Source organism: Mesorhizobium sp. GW821-FHT04C10 (genome assembly GCF_059420305.1).
Genome location: NZ_JBWKTL010000001.1, coordinates 231327 through 253749, shown reverse-complemented (window position 1 = coordinate 253749; position 22423 = coordinate 231327). Strand labels below are relative to the sequence as shown.

Here is a 22423-nt window from a genome sequence, read left to right as displayed (position 1 = left end):
GGAGCCTGATCAGGAGAAGATCAGCCGGCCCTGCTTGTCGGCGATCCTGACCGCCGTCAGGCGGCCGCTCTGGAAGGCGGCGGTGTCGATGCCCAGCCTGCGTCCCTCAAGTCTTGGGATGTCCACCGGCGTGTGGCCATGCACCACCCAGCGGTCGAGCAGATGCGCCGCGTCGAAGAAATCCGAACGGATGTGGAGGAGGTCACGGTCGTCCTGCGCCGCGAGGTCGACGCCCGGCCTGATGCCGGCATGGACGAAGACGAATTTTCTCGAGCGGACCATGATCGGCAGCCCACGCAGGAAGCTGACATGCTCGGCCGGGATGACATCCCTTATGTGCCGGTCGATCTCCGCGCTTCTTTCGTAAAGACCGGCCAGCCGCTGCGGGTCGAGGCCATAGGAGAACAGGGTTTGCAGGCCACCTGCCGCCAACCAGGGTTCGCGTGACAGATTGCCGTCGAGATAATGCAGCATCGCCACCTCGTGATTGCCCGCGAGGCAGATGCGCTGGAACCCCTTCGGCGGCGGCGCAAGGAGATGGTCGAGCACCCGCGCCGATTGCGGCCCACGGTCGATATAGTCGCCGAGCATGATGATGATCTTGCGGCCCTGGAAGCGCAAGGAATCGAGCAGGATCTTCTGCTCCAGCGAGCGCAGCTCCCTATAGCAGCCATGCACGTCGCCGATCGCATAGACGGTCGTGTCCTGCAGGTCGATATCGAGGCGTGCACGCGCCGCCATCCGGGGTTTTCGCTGAAACAGGTTCACTGGCGAAGGCTCTCGATATCGAAAAGCGGACAGTCATGCACAAAACATGACTGTCTGTTATCACGCGTGAAGCTTAGCGTGCCAAGAGGCTAATTTACGATCCCGAAGCGGAATCCGGATTTCGGAAAGATCGTGCCGCGCCAGACGGATAGGGCGTGCCGGGTAGGCTGGGTATGTTCACGCCACGGCGCTATTCTAGGAAAGGTGCGGAGGCGGTTTTCCCGGGAAAAGCGCGTAACGCTTTCCCTGGGGAGCTGCGTCAGGATAAAGAGATGGATCGGTTCGCCGTTTCCCCGAAACGAGAACCGATCTGGCGTCTAGGCGGCCTTGAGCCGGTAGCGGAAAACCGTGTGGTCGAGCAGCAGCCGGATACGCGGCTCGGCCTCGGTCGCCACCAGCCAGCTTGCCGCGATCATGGTCGCGCCGACGATTGTCATCGACGGGAGATAAGGCGCACCGGCGCGGACCATCGCCCCAAGCATTGCCGCGCCGACGACATCGTGGATCAGGTAGAGCGGATAGGTCATCAGGCCGATCCGGCGCCAGCCGCTCCAGCCGAGGTCGAGCCGCAACGACCATGCCATCAAGGCTATAGCGACGAGGAAGATCAGGATTGGCGGCGCATAGGGCATCACGGCATTGACCTTGATGCTGTGGACGTCGACCGAACTGGCGATCTGCAGCACGCCGCCGCCAAGGAACAACAGGCAGAAGCCGAGGCGGGAAGGCGTCAGCGCCTTGAACCGCATCAGCCAGAGCAGCACGCCGACCGCGAAGAAGCAGCCATGGTGCACCAGGGTAAGCTGCAGCCAGCGCGTCTCGGCGAAGTCGGACCAGTCGAAGAGATAGTAGAGGCACCAGAACAGCGTGCTGACCAGGCCGATGGCGATGGCGACCATTTCCATCAGATGGAAGCGGCCGAGCCGCAGCAGGACCCAGACGATGGCGTAGAAGACGATCTCGATGCCGAGCGTCCAGTAGACACTGTCCACCCATGGGCCATAAGGCGCGAACAGGCCGGTGCGGACGAGCCTGACCACCGCATCGGTCGGCCAGCTCAGGCCGATGAGCAGCAAGAGCACCGCTGTGATCGGCGCGCAGATCCACACCGCCGGCGCCAGCCTTTTGAATCTTGCCTCGAAAAACCGCAGCGGCGTCGATTTCTCGGCGCTGAAGGCGATGACAAAGCCGCTGATGACGAAGAAGATCTCGACGCCAACCCAGCCGGACCCGACCCAGGCGCCTATCGCTGGCTGCGCCGGCACGCCGCCCGTGGCCTGTGCCGAAATGCCATCGGGATAGGCCCACACCCAGAAGCCATAGTGGTAGATCATGACGAGCACGGCGGCGAGAAACCGCAGGATGTCGACGCCGCCGAACGTAATTTTTTGCTGAGCCATACCGCATCGCCGGATGGCCCCCCACCCGTCACTGTAGGGTGGCTTGCTGCATTGCACAATAAAAGTATTGCTTGCCGATCAGGATAGGCCGAACGGCAAGGAAGGACGGCGCGAAACCGCTCGCCGTGTCGGCCTCAAACCCCGATCCCGCGCGCCTTCAGGGCGGCGGTGATCTCGTCCAGGATGGCAGGGTCGTCGATGGTCGCCGGCATCGCCCACTCCTCCTTGTCGGCGATCTTCTGCATGGTGCCGCGCAGGATCTTTCCCGACCGGGTCTTGGGCAGGCGCTTGATCGTCACCACGGTCTTGAAGGCCGCGACCGGGCCGATGCGCTCGCGCACCAGCGCGACGACCTCCTTTTCGATGGCGCCGCCGTCGCGCGCGACACCGGCGTTCAGCACCACGAAGCCGAGCGGAATCTGGCCCTTCATCGCATCGGCGATGCCGACGACAGCGCATTCGGCGACATCGGGATGGGCGGCCAGCACCTCTTCCATGGCCCCGGTCGACAGCCGGTGGCCGGCGACATTGATGATGTCGTCGGTGCGGGCCATCACGTAGAGGTAACCGTCCTCGTCGATCATGCCGGCATCGGCTGTCTTGTAGAAACCGGGGAACTCATCGAGATAGGCCTGGCGGAAGCGGGCATCCGCGTTCCACAGCGTCGGCAGGCAGCCGGCGGGCAGCGGCAGCTTGACCACGACGTTGCCGAGCGTCCCGCGCGACACCTCGTGGCCGGCATCGTCGAGCACGCGGATGTCGTAGCCGGGCATCGGCACGCCGGGCGAGCCGTATCTCACCGGCAGCAGCCCGAGCCCCGCCGGGTTGATGGTCATCGGCGAGCCGGTCTCGGTCTGCCACCAATGGTCGACCACCGGCACGTTCAGCTTCTGCTCCGCCCATTTGATGGTTTCGGGGTCGGCGCGCTCGCCGGCGAGGAACAACGTGCGGAATTTCGACAGATCGTATTTGGGAACGAACTCGCCTTTGGGGTCCTGCCCCTTGATGGCGCGGAAGGCCGTCGGCGCGGTGAACAGCGCGACGACGCCATGATCCGAGATGACCCGCCAGTAGGTGCCGGCATCCGGCGTGCCGATCGGCTTGCCCTCGAACAGGATGCTGGTGCAGCCATGCAGCAGCGGTCCATAGACGATGTAGGAATGGCCGACCACCCAGCCGACATCGGACGCCGCCCAGAACACTTCGCCCGGCTTGACGCCGAACTCGTTCTCCATCGTCCATTTCAGCGCGACCATGTGGCCGCCATTGTCGCGCACGATTCCCTTTGGCTGTCCGGTCGTGCCCGAAGTGTAGATGATGTAGAGCGGATCGGTGGCGAGCACCGGCACGCAGTCGACATTGGCGCCTGCGGCCCGCTCGCGCGCGACGGCGTCGGCATAGTCGATGTCGAAATGGTCCTTCAGGTCACAGCGCAGCTGGTCGCGCTGCAGGATCAGGCAAGCGTCCGGCTTATGGCGGGACATCTCGATCGCTTTGTCGAGCAGCGGCTTGTAGGCAACGATGCGGCCTGGTTCCAGGCCGCAGGAGGCCGAGATGATCAGCTTTGGCTTGGCGTCGTCGATGCGGGTGGCAAGCTCATGCGAGGCAAAGCCGCCGAAGACCACCGAATGCACGGCGCCGATGCGGGCGCAGGCGAGCATGGCGATGGCCGCCTCCGCCACCATCGGCATGTAGATGATGACGCGGTCGCCCTTGCCGACGCCCCGGTTCTTAAGCACCGAGGTCAGCGCCACCACTTCACGCTTCAGCTCGGCATAGGTGAATTTTTTGACCGTTCCGGTGATGGCGCTGTCGTAGATCAGCGCGATCTGGTCGGCGCGTCCGCCGGCGACATGCCGGTCGATGGCATTGTAGCAGGTGTTGCAGGTCGCGCCCGTAAACCAGCGGCCGTAGACGCCGGCGGTGGCATCGAACACCTTGTCCCAGGGCGAATACCAGTCGATGGCACCGGCCGCGTCCGCCCAGAATTCTTCCGGCTCGCGTTTCCAGCCGTCATAGACCTCATGATAGCGTGAAGCCATCCGTAACCTCCCCAGGAACCATTTGCCGTCTTTGCAAACAGCCTATGCTGTTTTTTCCGGCGCTGTCTTCCCTGATTTTCGTCTGAGCCGGTCTCGTCTTGACCCCTGGTGCGCTGTGTCGTGAAGTGGAGCCCTCGCGGGGGGAGAATCCAAACGATGCGCCATCCATTGCCGATCATGGCAAAACCGGCATTTGCGCTGACGATCGGCGCGCTGCTCGCTATCTCCACCGCGACCGCTGTGGCCGGAGACGCCGCGGCACGGCGCATCATCGGCTTCTCGCCCGACGGGAGCTATTTTGCCTTCGAGCAATATGGCCAGCTTGATGCCGGTGCCTCGGCGTCCGGTTATTCGCAGATCGACATCATCGACACGCGCACCGACGAGTTCGTCGGCGGCAAACCGATTCTAGTCGTTGACGAATCCGAGGAATCGACGCTGAGCCTTGAACAGGCAAGGGCGCAAGCGGCTGCGAGGGCAAATCCCATCCTGGCCAGATACGCCATCGCATCGCGCGGCAAGCAGACCGCCTCCGACAAGTTCACCTTCCCCGGCGAGATGGTCGCCTTCGCCGACATCTCCCGCCTCGAGCAAGTGTCGCAGAAATGGCTTTCGCCGCTCTATGGCGAGACAGGCATTTCGACGATCCAGCTCGACCAGATCCTGGCCACCAGCACGGCGGATTGTTCGGCGAGTTTCGACGAAGCCCAATCGGGCGACCAGGCCCTACAGGGTGACAAGGCTCCTCAAGGCGACAAGACGGGCAAGGCGCTCGGTTTCCGGCTGTCGCTGCAGGGCCAGGACGGCAAGCCGTTCAAGACCTTGCATGAGGACAAGGCCGTGCCTGGCTCGAGGAACTGCCCGACTTCCTACAGCCTGTCGGAATCCTATGAATACACACCTTCAGGCAAACCGGCGGTGATTGTCGTGCTGGTGCAGCGCTTCAGCCAGGGCTTCGAAGGGCGCGACCGCCGTTTCATTGCCGTGACGGGGCAGGCCCGCTGAGGAGCCGACCCGATAGCCGTCTAACGAACGGTATTCATTGGACAAATTTCGATTGTACTAGATCGGCAGGGCCACAAGCATGAGGCCTACACCGCCGAAGATCAAAATCGCCGCCGCCAGGGCTTTTCGATGACGTTCGAAAGTCGTCGGAGCCCGCTCCCAGTTGTAACGCATACGCTATCTCCCCAAAACCCGTGGAGTCTTTACCTTACTTAAGGGAAGAAAAGCAACGGTCCCATCGGTCAACGCACTTGCCTGTGGCGTCACGGCGACGACTATTTCTGGGACGATTTTCGGTTGGGAACGGGTGATGGCGCTTCTGCGGCCGGCAGGAATCCGTCGCATCGCAAAGCCGCATCGGCGATCTCTCCCGGCCGGCCGATAGACAGCGCCGCACCGCCGCGCTATCTCATTTTCGGGTTCTGGCGCGGCTTGTTGGGGTTGGTGATGGAAATTGTCTCTGGAACGGTTTTGCGGCTGGCGGACGACGCCTCGGTCCAGCATGTCGGCGACGGTGCCGTCGTGCTTCTGGCGCGCAGCGGCCAGCTCTACACCTGCAACGGCACGACGGAAGCCTTTCTCGACAAGGTGGATGGTGCGCGAAGCCTCGATCAGATCGTCGGCCTGCTTTGCGAGGAGTTCGAGGTCGACAAGGATACGCTCGATGAGGACATGGCGGCATTGGCCAACGATCTGGTCTCGGAAGGTATCCTCGCCGCCCCAAATGCTTGATGGCCAAAGGTGCCGCTTGATGGCTAGAGGTATCGCCTAATGGCTGACGGTCCGCTCCTGCGTGCCCTGTTTCGCTGCCATCTCTGGACAAGCGCGCGGCTGATGCCGGCGCTCATTGCCGGGCGCAGCTTCGAGGACGTGCTGAAATGGGCTCCGCTCGCCTCCTCGACCCCCTATCGCGGCCTGCCAGCCGGCTACATCGTCGCTCGCGTCAACCGCATTGTCCGCCATCCCTGGCTGATGCGCGACCGCAGATGCCTGCGGGAAGGCCTGCTCGGCCATCGCTTCCTGCGCCTTGCCGGCTTCGATCCGGAGTTGCGTTTCGGCGTCGACCCGAAGTCACTGCAGACGCCGCGCGTTTCGGCGCATTGCTGGGTCTGCCTCGACGGCAGGCCCGTGGTCAGTGACAGCCTTCCCGGCATGGTGGAGATCTATCGCCACCATGCCGATACCTCAAAGGTGCGCCCCGCTTGACCAAGCCTTCAGCATGCTACGACCTCAACGGCCAGGTCTTCGGCATATCGGCCGAACGCCCCGAGCTTTGGCAGGATTTCGACAGGATGCTGGGCATCCTGCGAGTCACCGGCGATACGGCGCCGGGCTTTCGTCTCGATATCACCGAGGCGGACGTTCTGGACGAGGAGCCCGGCGGATCGCTCGTCTTCGACGGTGAGATACCGGAGGACGGCTACTGCCGGATGGTCGCTGAGGGCGGCACCATCCATCTCATCTTTCCCGGGCGCCAGACCGTTGCCGTCAATGACGAGGAAGGGTGGGCGAAACTTCGGGTTCGCCCTGGGGCGAAAGCAGCCTGGACGCCATCGATGCTGGTGTTGGACGCTGCACTCGACGCCGGCGGCCAGCATATGCTGCACACGGCCGGCCTGACACTGCCGGGCCGCGACACCATCGTGCTGATCCATGCCCCAAGCGGCACCGGTAAGACCACGACCTCGCTGGCGCTGGCAACGCAAGGCTTTGGTCTCTGCTCCGACGACGCCATGATCCTGGATCTGGCTTTGGAGAAGCAGCCCTTGGCCTGGGGTCTGCCGCGCCACGTCAAGATCCATCAGAAGACCGCCGAAATGATCCCGCAGGTTGCGCCTTGCCTTGGTCCGTCGTGGGACCGCAACGGCGAACAGGCCGTCTCGCTGCAGCGGTTGAGCGAGATCGTACGGATCGAAAGCCCGGTCGCCCGGCCGGTGGCGGCCGTGCTGCACCTGGCGCGCTCCGCCGACCGTGAGACCCGGCTCGTGCCCATGGCCCGGACCGACGCGATGGTGGCGCTGGCGATGGACAATGTCCGCACCAGCATGACTGGCCTGCTGCCCTCGCAGAAGCGCCGGCTGGCGACGATCGGCAAGCTGGTTTCCTCGGTCCCGACATTCACTCTGGAAGTGGGCGCGCGCCCGGCCGACGCGGCGGCGTTGATAAGCGCCACGTTGACATCACCGGGTTGACGGCAAGTTCAAGCGGCGTATGGCCTGGCCTTGGCCAGCCGCTGGATCCAGCGGAAGGCATCGCGCCGCAGACGCGAGCCGATCTTCTCCCGGGAATTGACCCTGAGCAGCGTGTTCGTCGTGATCAGCCGCCTGGCCAGCCTTATTGAGAGATCGGGCTTGATCCGCCCGGCGAGCTCAAGCGCGCGACCCTCGCCGAACAACTGGCCGGTGACATTGAGCACGATCGCCAGTTCGAGCTCGATGCCGGTCATCCGGGCGGCGTCGAGCAGGCGGCTTTCCGATTCGGCTGACTGCAGCGCCCGCACCCCTTGCAGCACGTCGACGCAAAGCTGCAGCCGGTGGAATTTGTGGCCGCCGGCGGCATGCACGATGGCGATCGTCAAAAGCGCGGCCGGCGTGTCCCTCACATCTCCGTCGATGACACCCAGTTCGCGAAAACCCAGCGACAGGCGCCGCCGCATGCCGGTGTCGTGCACCAGGTCGCCATGCAGCTCGACCAGCAGGCTGGAATTCTCCTTTTCCAGCCATTTGAATTCGTGCAGCTGGTAGGATTCGGCTTCGTCACTGCCTAGCTCGAAGCCGCAGGACGCGATCACCTGGTTTGCCCGCGCAAGGTTGGCGGGTTCGACAAGGATGTCGATGTCGGTGAACGGCCTGTCCGACACGTTGTGATAAAGCTTTCGCGCGAAGACCGGTCCCTTGACGATCCGCGCCGGAATGCCCTGCGCCGCCATCTCCTTCATGATGCGGTCGCCATGATATTGCAGCAGCATCGACTGGCCGGTGGCGATCGTCGCCTTCTGGCGCAAATCGTCGAGCTTGTCCCGCAAGTCGGTGTCCGGCGGCAGGCGTGCATCGCCGCGCTCCCTGAGCTTGCGCAGCATGATCGGCAGGATGCCGTGGAATTCGGCATTGTCGAGCAGCGCGGACAGGGACTTTGCCGACAAATTGTCCTCGACTGCCGCCGCCTCCGGATCGGCTAGGCGCAGCAGCAGTCTTTCTTCGGCGGAGGTCAGGGATGGCAGCATCAAGCCGGACAAATCTTATCGCTAGAGCAATTCCAGGAAAAGTGTAAGCGGTTTTGTGTTCGGAATTGCGTAAAAACAAAGAGTTAGAGCAATTCGCCGTTTCCGTGAAACGGTGAAGCGCTCTAGGGAGATGTCCAGGATGGTTGCAGAAAAGCGCTGTGGAAGCCAGTCTTACATGCCCCAGCGCAGTGCTGCCGTGTGGACAGGCGCGTCCCACCAGCCGGTCATCTCGTCATCGAGCATGGTCAGCGTGATCGAACATCCAGCCATGTCGAGCGAGGTGACATAGGTGCCGACCAGCGAGCGGGTTACCGTCACGCCGCGCTTCTCGAAAATCCGGCGGGCACTGTTATACATCAGATAGAGCTCCATCAGCGGCGTGCCTCCGAAGCCGTTGACGAACAGCAGCGCCGGGCCTGTCGCCTTGTCGCCAAGATCGCCCAGGATCGCGGTGCAGATTTCCTCGGCGATCGCATCGGCGCTTTTCAACCTGTCGCGGCGACGGCCGGGTTCGCCATGGATGCCGACCCCGAATTCCATTTCGCCGTCGCCGATGTCGAAGGTCGGCTTGCCCGCGGCCGGCACGGTACCACTGGTCAGAGCCACACCCATCGACCGGGTGGCTGCGTTGACGCGCTCGCCCAGCGTCTTCAGCACCGGCAGGGCCAAGCCATGCTCGGCCGCCGCGCCGACGATCTTTTCCACCACCAGCGTGCCGGCGACGCCGCGCCGGCCGGTCGTATAGGATGAATTCTCGACGGCGACATCGTCATTGGTCACCACCTGCAGGACGCCTTCCGACATTTCGGCGGCCATGTCGAAGTTCATCACATCGCCCTCGTAGTTCTTGACGATGAACAGGCAACCGGCGCCGGTGTCGACGGCCTGCGCCGCCGCCAGCATCTGGTCCGGCGTTGGCGAGGTGAAAACCTGGCCGGGGCAGGCGGCATCCAGCATGCCATGGCCGACAAAGCCGCCATGCAGCGGTTCGTGGCCCGAGCCGCCGCCGGAGATCAGCGCCACCTTGCCCGGCCGCAAGGTCCTGCGGCGGACGAATTTGTGCTCCTCGCCAAGCACCAGTATATCGGCATGGGCGGCCACGAAACCATCGAGGCTCTCGGTCAGCACCGTGTCCACCGCGTTCATAAATTTCTTCATGGCGTCCTCCCAAACAGCCCGGCAAGGAATAGTCAGCCGCCACCCTTGCCGGCGATGCTGGTGATCTTCTGGATGAATTCGTTGATGGCCCGATCGAGCGCCGCATTCTGCTTGTCGTCACCGAAATCGGGAACGACAAGCGAAACGTGCCGGGTTTTGCGCATGCCCGCGGCCACCGACATCTTTCCCGGATGCGCCTGGTGGTAGGCGGCGAGGAACTGGTCCCGCTCGGCCGGGCTGAAATGGCAGACGGAAAAGATCGAAGGCAGATGCTTTGAAGGGATAGGGATCGTATAGGCCGGGCTGGAGATCTGCGTGACGAAACTGCGGTGCTTGCCAAGCGCGTCGGCAAGGCGCTGGCGCATGCCGGACGGGCGCTGGTCGATGACCTGCGACAGGATCGTCTTGTATGCGCGGATCGCCTCTTCGGAACCGGGTTCGGGTTTGATGTCGACCATGCCAGCCGCGCCTAGACCGAAACATCCGCGATGGCCGCCTTGGCCATGGCGAGTTGTGCCGGCGCGACGGACAGATCGCGCAGGCCCGCTTCGAGTAGCGACGGGATCGCGACGGGATCGCCGCCGGCATCGCCGCACAGGCTGACGGGAATGCTGTTGTCCCGTCCAAAGGCCACAACCGAGCCGATCAGCCGCAGCACCGCCGGATGGCGGACCGAATTGAGGTGGGCCACGGCAGCGTTATCCCGCGCGGCCGCCACCACATATTGCGTCAAATCGTTGGAGCCGATGGAGAAGAAGGCGACGCCTGCGAATGCTTCCGGCGCGATGGCGACTGAAGGCACTTCAACCATGATGCCGAGCGGCGGCAGCCTGTGCGCGACACCACGCGCGGCAAGAACTGCCTGTTCCTCGGCGAACAGAGCGGCTGCGCGCTCATACTCATCGGCGATGGCGATCATCGGAAACATGACCCTGAGATTGCCGTGTGGCGCGGCGCGCAGCAATGCCCTGATCTGCACGCGAAAAATGTCGAGCCGCGCCAGCGACAGTCTGATCCCGCGCAGCCCGAGGAACGGATTGCCTTCCTCGACGGTGAAGCCCGGCACCGGCTTGTCGCCGCCGGCATCGACAGTGCGGATCGTCACGGGTTTGTCGCCAGCCCACTCAAGCACCTTGCGGTAGGCGCGATACTGCGTCTCCTCATCCGGCAAAGTCTTGCCGAACAGGAATTCGGTGCGCATCAGGCCGACACCGTCGCAGGTCGTGATGTCCATGGCGTCGACATCGGACGGGTCGGCGATGTTGACCTGCACCCGCACCGCCGTGCCGGCTCTTGTCGCAGCCGGCCGCGCCAGAAAAGTCCTCGCCTTGCCTTGGCGGGCCGCGAAGGAAGAGGACGACTGCCGGAACGATCCGATCTCCGCCGGCGACGGCGCCAGAACGATATTGCCGTGTTCGGCGTCGAGTAGCGCCATGCCGGCAAGACCGGCAAGCGGTTCGCGCAGCCCCACCACCATCGGCACGCCACGCGAGCGCGCCAGCATGGCGACATGGCTGGCGATGCTGCCCGCCTTCAGCGCGATGCCGCCGCCATGGCTCCAGTCGGTTTCGAGAAAACGCGTCGGCGCGATGTCCTCGCCGCAGAGGATGGCACCGGTAGGCGCCGTAGCGCCACCGTCCTCGGTCAGCGCGCGCAGAACCTGGTCCCTGATATCGCGCAAATCCGTCGCGCGGGCGCGGAAATAATCCTGGTCGGAGGCCTCGTAGCCGGCGATCTCGGCGTCGAGAGCCTGCCGCCATGCCGCGTCGGCGGTCTGTCCGGACGCGATCGACGCGAAGGCGGGGCCGCTCAGTGCATCGTCCTCCAGCATGGCGATGTGGAATTCGAGTATGCCGGCGGCGTCGCTGTCGGCGGTTTCGACTATTGTCGCAAGCCGGCTTACCGCCTTGCCGATCGCGGCTTCCAGCGACGTCTTCTCTTCCGATGATGTGGCTTTGCTTGCATAGACGGCCGGCGGCCGGTCGAGGTCGAACAACGGCCCTTCGGCATAGCCGGCCGAGGCCGGAACACCCTCAATCCGCATGGCCCGTGTTCCTTGCAGGCCGGCGAAGGCGCGCGCCAGCGTCAGGCCGACCGGACATGACCGGCGTCCTCGTCGAAATCGCGCTGCACCAGTTCGATCAGCGCGCGCACGGCGTCATCGGCGCCGCTGCCGCTGGCCCTGATGTGCAACACCGTGCCCTTCGGCGCCTTGGCCGCCATCACCTTGACGATGCTCTTGGCGTCGAACCATGGGCCGTTGGCGGCAAGCGCGATTTCCACGTCGGCGGCAAAGGTCTTGGCCAGCTTGGTGAACTTCACCGAGGGACGCGCATGCAGGCCCACATCGTGGGTGATCAGGACGGTCGCTTCGGCGGCTGCGGACATTTCAGAAATCCCGTTCACTCACGATGGCGACAATTCGTGCGCCGTCGCTACCACTTCCTTCAGCGAGGCGCCGCCGGAGGATTCTGTCGCCGCCATCACGGCGCCCTCGACGATCGGCGCGTTGCAGACGGTGATCTTCTGCGCACGCGGCTCACCGATCATCTCCACCGCCATTTCCGAATTGGTCTCGGCTCCGCCGAGATCGACCAGGATGGCGACACCAGCTTCCGACCAGGCCTTGTCGATGGCACCCATGATCGCCTCGACACTGGTGCCAAGCCCGCCATGGCCGTTTCCGCCGCACCATGCAAGCGGCACTTCGTCGCCCACCATCTGGCGTACCATGTCGGCCGTGCCCTCCGCGACCAGCGGCGAATGCGACACAATCACGATCCCGACATTGCTCATGCGCTTTCCCCGATCGCTTGCCCCAATGTGCGCACTAGCAGCGCGGTCGAGCGCGCGCCGGCATCCATATGGCCGATCGAGCGCTCGCCTAGGAACGAGGCGCGGCCGCGCAGCGCCTTCATCGGTACGGTCGCTTCGGCGGCGGCGTCGGCGACGTCGGCGATTTGCGCCGCCGTCTTGCCTCCCGCCAAGGCGTCATGCACCGGTTGCAGCACATCGAGCATGGTCTTTTGTCCGACCTGGGACTTGCCACGCGCGGCCACCGCTTCGATCGCCTTGCCGAAGGCCGTCGTCAAATTGGCACGATCGGGCTCCGCCGCGATCTCCTTGCCCAGCGCCATGAACAATGTGCCGAACAGCGGGCCGGAGGCACCGCCCACCGTCATCACCAGCTTGGTGCCGATCGCCTTCAGGGCCTCGGGCAAGGGCTTCGCGGCGAACGCATCGGCCTCGGCCCGCACGGCCTCGAAGCCGCGCTTCATGTTCAGCCCATGGTCGCCGTCGCCGATCGCCTGGTCGAGCGCCGTCAATTCCTCGGCGTGGGCGGTAATCGTATCCGCGGCGGCCGCGATCAGCCTGGCAAGGTTCAATGCCGCCATGTCGTCCAAAGTCCCGGTTTTCACCTTGCCGGCAGTAGCGAAAGAACGGTCATTCGACAACTGGTGCATGCGTCAGGCCGTTACGAGCAGCGCGGCGACGGCTGCGAAAACCTCGCCCACGGCATGGGCGCCGGGGTCGACAACGCCCTGCAATTTGGTGCCGACATAGGCGGACCGTCCGGCTTTTGCCTTCTCCATGGCGGCCGTCGCCTCGGCTCCGCGCCGGGCCGCGATCGCTGCTTCGCCAAGGCCATTGCTGTCGAGCGCCTTGAGCGCCGGCTCGAGCGCATCGACCATGGTGCGGTCGCCCGGCTTGGCGCCGCCATAGAAGGTCATTCGCTCAAGTCCGGCGAGCAGCGCCTTGGGCAGGCTGGCGCCGCCGTCCAGCGCCTGCGCCGCCGCCGTGAAGAAGATCGACAGCAGCACCCCGCTGGAGCCGCCCATCGATGCGCTCAGCGTGTCGCCGACGGCGCCAAGGGTCGCCGCGGGGTTGCCCAGCGGCAGCGCGTCAAGCCGATCGAGGATGCTGCGCGCGCCGGTCGCCACAGTCGAGCCGGTGTCGCCGTCGCCCGCCTTGGCGTCGAGCCCGTTCAATGTCGCTTCGAGGGAAATCAGCTTCTCGCAGACGGTGACGATCAGGCGCCTGCTGCCGGCATCCTGGCTGGCCTTGTGCGCGGCACTTTGTCCGGCTGCTTTGGCCATCGGCACGATGGCAGGTGCCGCGACCGGCCTCGCCGGCATCCAGGCGTGCGGGCCGACCGGCGCAAGCAAGGCGGCCTCGCGCGCTGGATCGAGCCGGATCAGCGACAGCGAGAAGCCGTTCATGTTGAGCGCCGTCATCAGCGGCCCGGGGCCGATCGTCAGCTTGACCGTCTTGGCGAGTGGGGAAGCGAGCACCGCATTGGCGACCAGCGACATTTCGAGCGGCGGCACCGAACCCAGATTGTTGATCAGCAAGGCGTGGCTGGCCTTCGGATCGAGCAGCACTGCCAGGCGCTCGGCCATGATCGCCACCAGCCGGTCCGCGCTTTGCACCGCGATGCGCTCGACGCCGGGCTCGCCATGGATACCAAGGCCGAGTTCACCATCGTTATCGCCAAACCGTTCCTCATGCTGCTGGCCTGGAATGGAGCAGGAAGACAGCGACATGCCGAGCGAGACGATATCCTTGGCCGCCGCTCGCGCCGCCGCCGCGATATCGGTCAGATCATGGCCGGCCTCCGACAGATGGCCTGAGATCTTGTGTACGAACAGAGTGCCGGCGACGCCGCGCGGCTGGGCAATGTCGGGAAGCGCGATGTCGTCGCCGACAATCACCATCTCGACGCGAAATCCCTCGGCGCGCGCCTTCTCGGCCGCCAGGCCGAAATTGAGGCGGTCGCCGGTGTAGTTCTTGACGATCAGCAGGCAGCCGGCCGGGCCGGTGACCACGCGGATGGCCGCCAGCACCGCTTCGACGCTCGGCGAGGCAAAGATCTCGCCCGAGACCGCCGCCGTCAGCATGCCCTTGCCGACAAAGCCGGCATGCGATGGTTCGTGCCCAGCGCCGCCGCCGGAGACGACGCTGACCTTCGACTTGTCCCAATCGGCACGCAGCACGACTTTGATCTCGGGATATCCGTCGAGGCGCGCGAGCTCGCCCGAACCGATCGTCCGCAACAGGCCGTCCAGCGCCTCGGTGACGATCGTTTCCCGGCGGTTGAAAAAGTGCTTCATCGAATTCGTCCCGTATTCGCAATCGTCAATCAGAAGCGGCGTGAACCCTTAGCGGGAGCGCCGAACCCTTCACATCAACCGTTGTCCGTCGGCGCCGAAATAGAGCGGCGAGCGATAGCGGATCATCACTCTGTCGCCTTGCGCCAGATCGGTGTCCGGATCGGTCAGCGTCACCAGTTTCTTTGGGCCCACCGTCACATGCAGATGGTTCTGGTCGCCGAGATGCTCGACCCAGTCGACGACGCCGTCGGCATGGCCATTTGTTGCCTTCTCGATGGTCAGATGCTCCGTGCGCGCGCCGATCGTCTTGGTGCCCGCCGGCGCGCTGCCATCGGGCAGCAGGCCGGTCGGCAGAAGATTGATCGCCGGCTGGCCGAGCCTTGCCGCGACATGCAGGTTCGCCGGCTCCGAATAGATCGTCCTTGGCGTGCCGATCTGCACCAGAACGCCGTCGGCGAGGATGCCGATGCGGTCGGCCATGGTCATCGCCTCGATCTGATCGTGGGTGACATAGAGCATGGTAGCGCCCAGTTCGGTCTGGATGCGCTTCAGTTCGAGGCGCAGATCCGCCCGCAGCTTGGCGTCGAGCGACGACAGCGGCTCGTCCATGAGGTAGATCGAAGGCTTGCGCACCAGCGCGCGGCCGATGGCGACGCGCTGCATTTCGCCGCCCGACAGTCTGGTCGAGCGGTTGGCGAGCTTGTGGTGGATGCGCACCATTTTCGCCACCTCCTCGACGCGGCGGCGGATCTGGTCTTCCGGTATTTTGCGTGCCGGTGAACGTAGCGGGAAGGCGAGATTGTCGAACACCGACAGATGTGGGTACAGCGAATATTGCTGGAACACGAAGGCGGTGTCGCGCTCCGCCGGGGACAGCGTCGTGGCGTTGTGGCCGCCGATCTCGATGGTGCCGGCATCCGGCCGCTCCAGCCCGGCGATCAGCCGCAGCGTCGTCGTCTTGCCGGCTCCGGTCGGTCCGAGCAGCACGACGAATTCGCCATCGGCGATGTGCAGGTCGAGACCGTCGACGGCGACATGTTCGCCGAAGCTCTTGGTCACGTTCTTGATGTGCACGTCAGCCATGCTGCGCTCTCCCCTGGGAGGCGGTATCGTGGATCGCGGTTCTCACCGCCCGGCCGGAGCCCTTGTCGAACAGCGACAGCCGGGCGCTGTTCAGGGCCAGGCCGACATGATCGCCGGCGTTGAGCCGGATTTCGGCCGGCACGCGCGCCTTGATGATGCCGTCCGCCGTTTCCACCGCGACGATCTGGGTGGTGCCGAGATATTCGGTACCGTAGATGGCGCCGCGCAGTTTCGAGGCATCGTCGAAGCGGATGTGTTCAGGCCGGATGCCAAGCGCCATGTCGGCTGGCGCAATGTCCTCGCGCACTTCCGGCACCTTGACCTTCGCGCCCTGGACGACGATTTCCCTAGCGCCCTTGGCGAGCCCGCCGCCGAAGCCCAGAAAGTTCATCGGCGGCGAGCCGATGAAGTCGGCAACGAACATGGTTGCCGGTCGGTCGTAGATTTCGCGCGGACTGCCGAACTGCTCGATGACGCCGTGGTTCATGACGGCGATCTTGTCGGCCATCGACATCGCCTCCATCTGGTCATGCGTGACATAGACCGTGGTGGCGTGGATGCGGTTGTGCAGTTCGCGCAATTCATGGACCATCAGGTCGCGGAATTCAGTGTCGAGCGTGCCCAGTGGCTCGTCCATCAGGAAGCATTTCGGCCGCCGCACGATGGCGCGGCCGAGCGCCACGCGCTGGCGGTCGCCGCCGGCAAGGCCGGAGACGGATTTGTTGAGCAGATGGTCGATGCGCAGGAGCTTAGCGGTCTCCTCGACTCGCGTGCGGATTTCGGCTGACGGCATGCCTTGTGCCAGCAGCGGAAAACCGATGTTCTTGCGCACATTCATGTGCGGATAGAGCGCGAACAGCTGGAAGACGAAGGCGATGTCGCGCTCGCGGGCCCGCAGCATGGTGACGTCGTCGCCGCCGAGCAGGATCTGGCCGCCAGTCGGCAGTTCCAACCCTGCGATCATGCGCAAGGTCGTCGTCTTGCCGCAGCCCGACGGCCCGAGCATGACGAAAAACTCGCCATCCTCGACGACGAAGTTGGAATCCTGCACGGCGACGAAATCGCCGAAGGCCTTTCTCAAATTCTGGACGCGGATTTCGGCCATGATTATTCCGGGAACTTCGAGACGATGATGAACATCACGGTGCCGGCTAGCATGGTGATGAAGGAGTAGGTGTAGAGCGACAGCGCGAAGGGTTGGAACAACATCAGGAAGCCGATGGCGATCAGCGCCGTCGCGATATTTTCCATCACGCCGCGCCGGGCCCAGGCCGGCCAGCGCGATTTGCGCTTGGCTGATTTGGTCATGCTCATTTGCGCACCGCGCCGAAGGTGATGCCGCGCAGCAATTGCTTGCGAAGCAGGATGGTGAAAACCAGGATCGGCACCAGGAAGATGGTCGTGCCGGCCGCCACCGCCGGCCAGTCCTGGCCGCCTTCGCCGATGATGGTCGGGATGAAGGGCGGCGCGGTCTGCGCGGTGCCCGATGTCAGCAGTGCGGCGAAGGCATATTCGTTCCAGGCGAAGATCAGGCAGAAGATGGCGGTCGCGGCAATGCCGGTTGTCGCCTGCGGCAGCACGGTGCGCCAGAAGGCCTGCAGCCGCGTGTAGCCGTCGATCATCGCCGCTTCCTCATACTCGCGCGGGATCTCGTCGATGAAACCCTTCAGCAGCCACACCGCCAGCGAGACATTGACCGCCGTGTAGAGCAGGATCATGCCCAGGGCCGTGTCCGACAGGCCAAGCTCGCGGTACATCAGGTAGATCGGGATGGCGACCGCGATCGGCGGCATGAAGCGTGTCGACAGGATGAAGAACAAAAGGTCGTCGGCGAGCGGCACCTTGAAGCGCGAGAAACCATAGGCCGACAGCGTGCCGAGAAACACCGCGCAGAAGGTCGAGCCGAAGGCGATGATCAGCGAGTTGACGAAGCGCGGCAGGAAGTTGGACGGGCCGGCGATCACCATGTTGCGCTTGCGCACCGTCTCGTCGCAGAAGCCGGTCGCCGGTCCGAGCGAGTTGATGTATTCCGGCGTCTGCCTTGTCCGGGTCGTGAACAGGTTGCAGTAGCCCTCGATGCTCGGCTGGAAGACGATCTTGGGTGGATAGGCGATCGAATCCGGCGGAGTCTTGAAGCTGGTGGCGAAGATCCACAGCAGCGGCACGATCGAGATCAGCGCATAGGCGATGATGATCGCGCCGGCGATGCGCTTCGAGTTCGCCGAAGGGGAGACGACCGAGTGGGCTGTGGTCAGGCTCATCTCTGCTTCACCTTGTTGAGCGCCTTGACGTAGATGTTGGCGAGGCCGAACACCGCCACGAACAGGATGATGGCGAAGGCCGAGGAATAGCCGGTACGCCAGCTCTCGAAAGCCTGCCGCTTCAGCGTGATCGAGGCGACCTCGGTGGTCGACCCCGGCCCGCCGCCGGTCAAGAGATTGACCATGTCGAACATCTTGAAGTTCTCGATGCCGCGAAACAGCACCGCCAGCATGATGAAGGGCAGCGCCATCGGCAGCGTGATCGACCAGAATTGCCGCCAGTTGGAGGCGCGGTCGACCTCGGCCGCCTCGTAGATGTATTCGGGGATCGAGCGCAGGCCGGCGAGGCAGATCAGCATCACGTAGGGCGTCCACATCCATGTGTCGACGATGACGATCGACCACGGCGCCAACTCGACGTTGGAGAGCATCTGGATGCTCGTCGGTGGAATGCCGCTGACGAACGAGATGACATAGGAGAACAGGCCGATCTGCGGCTCGTAGAGGAAGCGCCAGAAATTGCCGACCACCGCCGGCGACAGCATCATCGGCACCAGGATCAGCGTCGTCCAGAAGGCGTGGCCGCGGAATTTGCGGTCGATCAGCCAGGCCAGCGTGAAGCCGATCAGCGTCTGCAAGAGGATGGTCCAGAACACGAAGTGCGCGGTCGTCTGCATGGCGATCCAGATGTCCTTGTCGCCGAGGATGCGCTGGTAGTTGGCAAAGCCGAGATTCTTCACCACCTCGTTCGGCCGGTTGGCCCGGTAGTTGGTGAAGGAGAGATAGATCGCCCAGAACAGCGGGAAGATGTTGATGGCAAGCAGCAACAGGATCGTCGGCGAGATGAACAGCCAGGCGAGGCCCTTGTCGCTGATGCCCCGGACCTTGCGGGCCAACGGTTCCGGGGTCGCCCGGGCAACGTTCTCCGCGGTCCGATTGAGCATGGTCAGTCCTGCTTCGGTCACTTGGGTCGTCTCTGTCATGGAATTTATCTGAACTGCGTCCCGTGCCAAGGGCGGCACGGGACCAAGAGCATGATGCCGAAAAGTGTGAAGCGGTTTTCGGACGACATCATGCTCTCTCTCGTTGAGGCCGGAGGCGGATGATCCCTGGTCGATTCGACCTGAAATCATCCGGCTCCGGGGTCCTAGCTCGGGAGGAGCCGGTTACATCTTGCCGTCATCCTGGAACACCTGGGTCCAGTCCTTGACCAGGCCGTCGAGCGCATCCTTGGCGGAGCCCTGGCCGGCAACGACATAATCATGGAAGCGCTTCTGCGAGGCCTGCAGCAGCGGCGCGTAGCTCGGCTCGGCCCAGAAGTCCTTCACGATGGCCATCGAGTCGAGGAAGGCCTGTGCGTAGGGCTGGCTGGCCGGGAACTTCGGGTCCTTCACCACCGCGTTCAGGCAGGAGTAGCCGCCAAGCGACCACCACTTGGCCTGCACGTCCTTGTTGGCGAACCACTTGATGTACTTCAGCGCCGATTCCTGCTTGTCGGAATAGGAAACCACCGAAATGCCCTGGCCGCCGAGCTGTGCGAACCGTGCGCCGCCGGGACCCTTCGGATTGACGAAATAGCCGATCTTGTCGCCGCCGACATTCTCGTCCTTCTGCAGGCCCGGCCATGTGAAGGTGAAGTTCATGTGCATTGCCACCTGGCCGGACTTGAAGGCATCGACACCTTCGCCCATGTAGCTGTTGGAGGCGCCCGGCGGGGTGCAGCAGTCATAGAGCGCCTTGTAGAATTCCAGGCCCTTGACCGCGTCGGGCGAATTGACGAAGCCTTCCATCTCGTAGGGCTTCTTCGGGTTCTCATACTGGAAGCCGTAGCTGTAGAGCACATCCATGGCGCCCATGGTGATGCCTTCCGAGCCGCGCTCGGTGTAGATCGAGGCGCCATAGACGGTCTTGCCGTCGATCTGCCGCTTCTGGAAGAATTCGGCGATCTGCTTCAGCTGGTCGAAGGTGGTCGGCGGGCCGAGATCCCAGCCATACTTCTCCTTGAATTCCTTCTGCAGCTCGGGCTTGGAGAACCAGTCCTTGCGGTAGGTCCAGCCGACGACGTCGCCCATGGCCGGCAGCGCCCAGTAGTTCGGCGTGTTCTTCGGCCATTCCGAATAGCCGACGACGGTCGCCGGCACGAAGTCGTCCATGCTGATCTTCTCCTTGTCGAAGAAGTCGTTCAGCTTGACGTAGTGGCCGTTCTCGGCCGCGCCGCCGATCCATTGGCTATCGCCGATGATCAGGTCGCACAATTTGCCGTGCGAGTTGAGCTCGTTGAGGAAGCGGTCGGCATAGTTGGTCCACGGCACGAATTCGAATTTCATGCCGATGCCGGTTTCCTTGGTAAAATCCTTGGACAGTTCGACAAGCGCGTTTGCCGGGTCCCAGGCGGCCCAGCACAGCGTCAGGTCTTCAGCGTGCGCGACGTTCGACACGGCTGTCGACGCTGTAATCGCCGAGGCCAGTCCCAACGCCAGTTTCAAGCTCGATTTCATGTCTTCCTCCCATTTGCGAAACGCGCCCGGATGACGGTTTCAAGAGCCCTCGAACCTCTCTCCTCAGAGGCCCAAACACGGCGGTGTCTCGGCACCGCGGATGTTTAGTAATTTGTTTAGTGATGCAATTTTTACTAAACAAGGCAAGCGAATTCGTTGCTGCGCCGCAACATGACGAAACGGGTGATTGAAATCGTTGGGAAATGACCGCCGGATGGTTTTCCGGCAGCCGCTCAGTTGGCCTCGCCGATGACGTTCGTCTGTGGCGTCACCGGCCGGACCGGCGGCGCGGGGGGCAGCAAGGCGCGTATGTCGGCGAAGGGAAATGTCGGCTCGAAGCGAAAGGCCTCGGCCAGAGAACCGGGGAGGCCGTTGCACTGGCCGGCGCGAAATTCATTCTGGATGCGCACCCGGTCGACATATTGCTCGGGCCGTTGCGAGCGGTGCGCGCGGATCGCCTGCGTCTTGATATCCCGGTAGGCGGAAACATCGACATAGTGCGTCGGCGCAAACCCGGTGCCGCCCATCGTGTCGGCATGCAGCACCGGAACCGCGAACGAGGCCGCGATGCGCACGCCGTCCGACAGCGCGCGATGGTCGGCGTGATAGTCGTTGGGCGCGTGCGTGATGACCAGGTCCGGCCCGGTCTCGCGTACAAGCGCCTTCAGCGCACCGATCAGCGTCGCATCGGCCACCAGTTCGCCATCGGGAAAGTCGAGGAAGCGCGGTGCAGCACCAAGCAGCGCCGCCGCCGCCGTCGCTTCCTCGCGACGGAGACGCGCGAGGACCTTGGCATCGCTCTTGCCCCCCTTGGCACCATCCGTGGCCACGGCAAAAGTGAGTTCTGCGCCTTGCGCCGCATAGGCGGCCATCGTACCGAACATGAAGATCTCGATGTCGTCCGGATGCGCGCCGAGCGCCAATATTCTCAAGCTACTCTCTCCCGGAAATGGAAAAACGTGCCGAACGGAATCCTGCTCGCCCTGATCGCCTATGCAAGCTATTCGGGCAGCGATGCCGTGATCAAGAGCCTGGGCGGGCAGTTCACCGTCTTCGAGATCGGCTTCTTCTCCACCTTGTTCGCCGGCTGTTTCCTGTTCTTCAGCCGCCCCGCGGGTGAACGCTGGCGCGATTTCTGGCGCATGAAGCGGCCATGGGCCGTGCAGGCGCGGGCCCTGGCCGGCATCGCGTCGGGGGTGCTCAGCGTCTATGCCTTCACTCACATTCCCCTTGCCGAAGTCTACGCGCTGATCTTCCTGGCGCCTTTGCTGGTCACCATCCTGTCCACCGTCATCCTGAAGGAGAAGGTCGGCCCCTGGCGATGGCTGGCCGTTGTCGCCGGCTTTGCCGGGGTGATGCTGGTGGTGCGGCCGGGTTTCCGCGAATTGAACCTCGGCCATCTGGCCGCCTTCGTGAACGCCTTTCTCGCCGCGGCCAGCGTCATCCTGCTGCGGTCGCTCGCCCAGCAGGAGAAGCGCACATCGATGCTCGGCGTGCTTGTCGGCTATGGCCTGCTGTTCAACGGCGCTGGCGCCGCCGCCAGCTCCTTCACCTTGCCGAATGCCATGCAGCTTGTCTGGCTGGCGATGGCCGGCGCCTTCACCGCCGGCGGGCAACTCATGCAGCTCCTGGCGGCCAAATACGCGCCCGCCAACCGGATCGCGCCGACGCATTATTCGCAGATCGTGTGGGCGGTCATCCTCGGCGCGCTTTTCTTCCAGGAATATCCCGATTGGCTGTCGCTGGTTGGCCTCGCGGTTGTCGGTGCCTCCGGCCTGCTGACGATGGTGCGCGAGGAGGCGAGGCTCGGCACGGTGCGCTGGAACCCGTTTTCGCGCACCCGGCTTTGACCAGGCGTTAGCGCGATAAAGTTG

General features: G+C 63.9%; 23 protein-coding genes. 5 read left to right on the top strand and 18 right to left on the bottom strand.

The window, feature by feature from the left end; genetic code table 11:
• Nucleotides 1-9: 9 nt before the first annotated feature.
• From AC07UC_RS01165 to AC07UC_RS01155, 3 genes are all read right to left on the bottom strand, one after another.
• Nucleotides 10-741: a metallophosphoesterase gene (locus AC07UC_RS01165; protein WP_494903538.1), complete on the bottom strand. Its 732-nt coding sequence runs from the start codon at nt 739-741 to the stop codon at nt 10-12.
• 344 nt (nt 742-1085) lie between these two features.
• The gene (locus AC07UC_RS01160) at nt 1086-2168 is read right to left on the bottom strand and encodes an acyltransferase family protein (RefSeq protein ID WP_494903537.1); all 1083 of its coding nucleotides are present in this window, start codon (nt 2166-2168) and stop codon (nt 1086-1088) included.
• Nucleotides 2169-2302: 134 nt separating this feature from the next.
• A complete protein-coding gene (locus AC07UC_RS01155) occupies nt 2303-4210 on the bottom strand; it encodes a propionyl-CoA synthetase (protein ID WP_494903536.1) in 1908 nt (635 codons plus the stop codon).
• 156 nt (nt 4211-4366) lie between these two features.
• On the opposite strand from AC07UC_RS01155, the gene AC07UC_RS01150 reads away from it, so the two are divergent.
• The 4 genes from AC07UC_RS01150 to AC07UC_RS01135 all read left to right on the top strand — a co-directional run bounded on the left by AC07UC_RS01150 (nt 4367) and on the right by AC07UC_RS01135 (nt 7407).
• Complete coding sequence (locus AC07UC_RS01150; protein ID WP_494903534.1) at nt 4367-5215, top strand: DUF2259 domain-containing protein; 849 nt, start codon at nt 4367-4369, stop codon at nt 5213-5215.
• 447 nt (nt 5216-5662) lie between these two features.
• Complete coding sequence (locus AC07UC_RS01145; protein ID WP_172347223.1) at nt 5663-5947, top strand: PqqD family protein; 285 nt, start codon at nt 5663-5665, stop codon at nt 5945-5947.
• A gap of 39 nt (nt 5948-5986) precedes the next feature.
• The gene (locus tag AC07UC_RS01140) at nt 5987-6421 is read left to right on the top strand and encodes a lasso peptide biosynthesis B2 protein (protein ID WP_494903532.1); all 435 of its coding nucleotides are present in this window, start codon (nt 5987-5989) and stop codon (nt 6419-6421) included.
• Complete coding sequence (locus AC07UC_RS01135) at nt 6418-7407, top strand: serine kinase (RefSeq protein WP_494903530.1); 990 nt, start codon at nt 6418-6420, stop codon at nt 7405-7407. Before AC07UC_RS01140 ends, AC07UC_RS01135 begins: the two co-directional genes overlap by 4 nt.
• An 8-nt stretch (nt 7408-7415) precedes the next feature.
• On the opposite strand, the gene AC07UC_RS01130 is transcribed toward AC07UC_RS01135, so the two are convergent.
• From AC07UC_RS01130 to AC07UC_RS01060, 15 genes are all read right to left on the bottom strand, one after another.
• On the bottom strand, nt 7416-8438 hold the full coding sequence (locus AC07UC_RS01130; RefSeq protein WP_494908875.1) for a nucleotidyltransferase family protein: 1023 nt from the start codon (nt 8436-8438) through the stop codon (nt 7416-7418).
• Nucleotides 8439-8609: 171 nt separating this feature from the next.
• Nucleotides 8610-9596, bottom strand: a complete 987-nt coding sequence (dhaK, locus tag AC07UC_RS01125; RefSeq protein ID WP_494903528.1) for a dihydroxyacetone kinase subunit DhaK — start codon at nt 9594-9596, stop codon at nt 8610-8612.
• 32 nt (nt 9597-9628) lie between these two features.
• Nucleotides 9629-10054 (bottom strand): hypothetical protein, encoded by a 426-nt coding sequence (locus AC07UC_RS01120; RefSeq protein WP_056569505.1) that lies wholly within the window; start codon nt 10052-10054, stop codon nt 9629-9631.
• Nucleotides 10055-10065: 11 nt separating this feature from the next.
• Nucleotides 10066-11640 carry a phosphoenolpyruvate--protein phosphotransferase gene (ptsP, locus tag AC07UC_RS01115; protein WP_494903526.1) on the bottom strand — a complete coding sequence of 525 codons (1575 nt, stop codon included), beginning with the start codon at nt 11638-11640 and terminating at the stop codon, nt 10066-10068.
• Between the two features lie 41 nt (nt 11641-11681).
• Nucleotides 11682-11984 (bottom strand): HPr family phosphocarrier protein, encoded by a 303-nt coding sequence (locus AC07UC_RS01110; RefSeq protein ID WP_140769963.1) that lies wholly within the window; start codon nt 11982-11984, stop codon nt 11682-11684.
• 18 nt (nt 11985-12002) lie between these two features.
• A complete protein-coding gene (gene dhaM / locus AC07UC_RS01105; protein WP_056569510.1) occupies nt 12003-12392 on the bottom strand; it encodes a dihydroxyacetone kinase phosphoryl donor subunit DhaM in 390 nt (129 codons plus the stop codon).
• Nucleotides 12389-12991, bottom strand: a complete 603-nt coding sequence (dhaL, locus tag AC07UC_RS01100) for a dihydroxyacetone kinase subunit DhaL (RefSeq protein ID WP_494903523.1) — start codon at nt 12989-12991, stop codon at nt 12389-12391. Before dhaL ends, dhaM begins: the two co-directional genes overlap by 4 nt.
• Nucleotides 12992-13063: 72 nt before the next feature.
• On the bottom strand, nt 13064-14707 hold the full coding sequence (locus AC07UC_RS01095; RefSeq protein WP_494903521.1) for a dihydroxyacetone kinase subunit DhaK: 1644 nt from the start codon (nt 14705-14707) through the stop codon (nt 13064-13066).
• 69 nt (nt 14708-14776) lie between these two features.
• Nucleotides 14777-15790, bottom strand: a complete 1014-nt coding sequence (locus AC07UC_RS01090; protein WP_494903519.1) for an ABC transporter ATP-binding protein — start codon at nt 15788-15790, stop codon at nt 14777-14779.
• Nucleotides 15783-16895: an ABC transporter ATP-binding protein gene (locus AC07UC_RS01085; protein ID WP_494903517.1), complete on the bottom strand. Its 1113-nt coding sequence runs from the start codon at nt 16893-16895 to the stop codon at nt 15783-15785. The genes AC07UC_RS01090 and AC07UC_RS01085 overlap by 8 nt, the downstream gene beginning before the upstream one ends.
• 2 nt (nt 16896-16897) lie before the next feature.
• Entirely contained in the window at nt 16898-17104 is a 207-nt protein-coding gene (locus AC07UC_RS01080) for a hypothetical protein (RefSeq protein WP_140769952.1), read from the bottom strand.
• Nucleotides 17101-18051: a carbohydrate ABC transporter permease gene (locus tag AC07UC_RS01075; RefSeq protein ID WP_140769950.1), complete on the bottom strand. Its 951-nt coding sequence runs from the start codon at nt 18049-18051 to the stop codon at nt 17101-17103. The genes AC07UC_RS01080 and AC07UC_RS01075 overlap by 4 nt, the downstream gene beginning before the upstream one ends.
• Nucleotides 18048-18995, bottom strand: a complete 948-nt coding sequence (locus AC07UC_RS01070; RefSeq protein WP_140771331.1) for a carbohydrate ABC transporter permease — start codon at nt 18993-18995, stop codon at nt 18048-18050. Before AC07UC_RS01070 ends, AC07UC_RS01075 begins: the two co-directional genes overlap by 4 nt.
• A gap of 222 nt (nt 18996-19217) precedes the next feature.
• A complete protein-coding gene (locus AC07UC_RS01065; RefSeq protein ID WP_494903514.1) occupies nt 19218-20549 on the bottom strand; it encodes an ABC transporter substrate-binding protein in 1332 nt (443 codons plus the stop codon).
• A 233-nt stretch (nt 20550-20782) separates the two neighbouring features.
• The gene (locus AC07UC_RS01060) at nt 20783-21481 is read right to left on the bottom strand and encodes a PIG-L deacetylase family protein (protein ID WP_494903512.1); all 699 of its coding nucleotides are present in this window, start codon (nt 21479-21481) and stop codon (nt 20783-20785) included.
• Between the two features lie 27 nt (nt 21482-21508).
• On the opposite strand from AC07UC_RS01060, the gene AC07UC_RS01055 reads away from it, so the two are divergent.
• On the top strand, nt 21509-22399 hold the full coding sequence (locus AC07UC_RS01055; RefSeq protein WP_140769947.1) for a DMT family transporter: 891 nt from the start codon (nt 21509-21511) through the stop codon (nt 22397-22399).
• The last annotated feature ends 24 nt before the right edge of the window (nt 22400-22423 follow it).

Bases quoted from the DNA above. Each gene is read 5' to 3' on its own strand.
- AC07UC_RS01165 (WP_494903538.1), bottom strand. From the start codon at position 741: ATGGCGGCGCGTGCACGCCTCGATATCGACCTGCAGGACACGACCGTC.
- AC07UC_RS01160 (WP_494903537.1), bottom strand. From the start codon at position 2,168: ATGGCTCAGCAAAAAATTACGTTCGGCGGCGTCGACATCCTGCGGTTT.
- AC07UC_RS01155 (WP_494903536.1), bottom strand. From the start codon at position 4,210: ATGGCTTCACGCTATCATGAGGTCTATGACGGCTGGAAACGCGAGCCG.
- AC07UC_RS01150 (WP_494903534.1), top strand. From the start codon at position 4,367: ATGCGCCATCCATTGCCGATCATGGCAAAACCGGCATTTGCGCTGACG.
- AC07UC_RS01145 (WP_172347223.1), top strand. From the start codon at position 5,663: ATGGAAATTGTCTCTGGAACGGTTTTGCGGCTGGCGGACGACGCCTCG.
- AC07UC_RS01140 (WP_494903532.1), top strand. From the start codon at position 5,987: ATGGCTGACGGTCCGCTCCTGCGTGCCCTGTTTCGCTGCCATCTCTGG.
- AC07UC_RS01130 (WP_494908875.1), bottom strand. From the start codon at position 8,438: ATGCTGCCATCCCTGACCTCCGCCGAAGAAAGACTGCTGCTGCGCCTA.
- dhaK (WP_494903528.1), bottom strand. From the start codon at position 9,596: ATGAAGAAATTTATGAACGCGGTGGACACGGTGCTGACCGAGAGCCTC.
- AC07UC_RS01120 (WP_056569505.1), bottom strand. From the start codon at position 10,054: ATGGTCGACATCAAACCCGAACCCGGTTCCGAAGAGGCGATCCGCGCA.
- ptsP (WP_494903526.1), bottom strand. From the start codon at position 11,640: ATGCGGATTGAGGGTGTTCCGGCCTCGGCCGGCTATGCCGAAGGGCCG.
- AC07UC_RS01110 (WP_140769963.1), bottom strand. From the start codon at position 11,984: ATGTCCGCAGCCGCCGAAGCGACCGTCCTGATCACCCACGATGTGGGC.
- dhaM (WP_056569510.1), bottom strand. From the start codon at position 12,392: ATGAGCAATGTCGGGATCGTGATTGTGTCGCATTCGCCGCTGGTCGCG.
- dhaL (WP_494903523.1), bottom strand. From the start codon at position 12,991: ATGGCGGCATTGAACCTTGCCAGGCTGATCGCGGCCGCCGCGGATACG.
- AC07UC_RS01095 (WP_494903521.1), bottom strand. From the start codon at position 14,707: ATGAAGCACTTTTTCAACCGCCGGGAAACGATCGTCACCGAGGCGCTG.
- AC07UC_RS01090 (WP_494903519.1), bottom strand. From the start codon at position 15,790: ATGGCTGACGTGCACATCAAGAACGTGACCAAGAGCTTCGGCGAACAT.
- AC07UC_RS01085 (WP_494903517.1), bottom strand. From the start codon at position 16,895: ATGGCCGAAATCCGCGTCCAGAATTTGAGAAAGGCCTTCGGCGATTTC.
- AC07UC_RS01080 (WP_140769952.1), bottom strand. From the start codon at position 17,104: ATGAGCATGACCAAATCAGCCAAGCGCAAATCGCGCTGGCCGGCCTGG.
- AC07UC_RS01075 (WP_140769950.1), bottom strand. From the start codon at position 18,051: ATGAGCCTGACCACAGCCCACTCGGTCGTCTCCCCTTCGGCGAACTCG.
- AC07UC_RS01070 (WP_140771331.1), bottom strand. From the start codon at position 18,995: ATGCTCAATCGGACCGCGGAGAACGTTGCCCGGGCGACCCCGGAACCG.
- AC07UC_RS01065 (WP_494903514.1), bottom strand. From the start codon at position 20,549: ATGAAATCGAGCTTGAAACTGGCGTTGGGACTGGCCTCGGCGATTACA.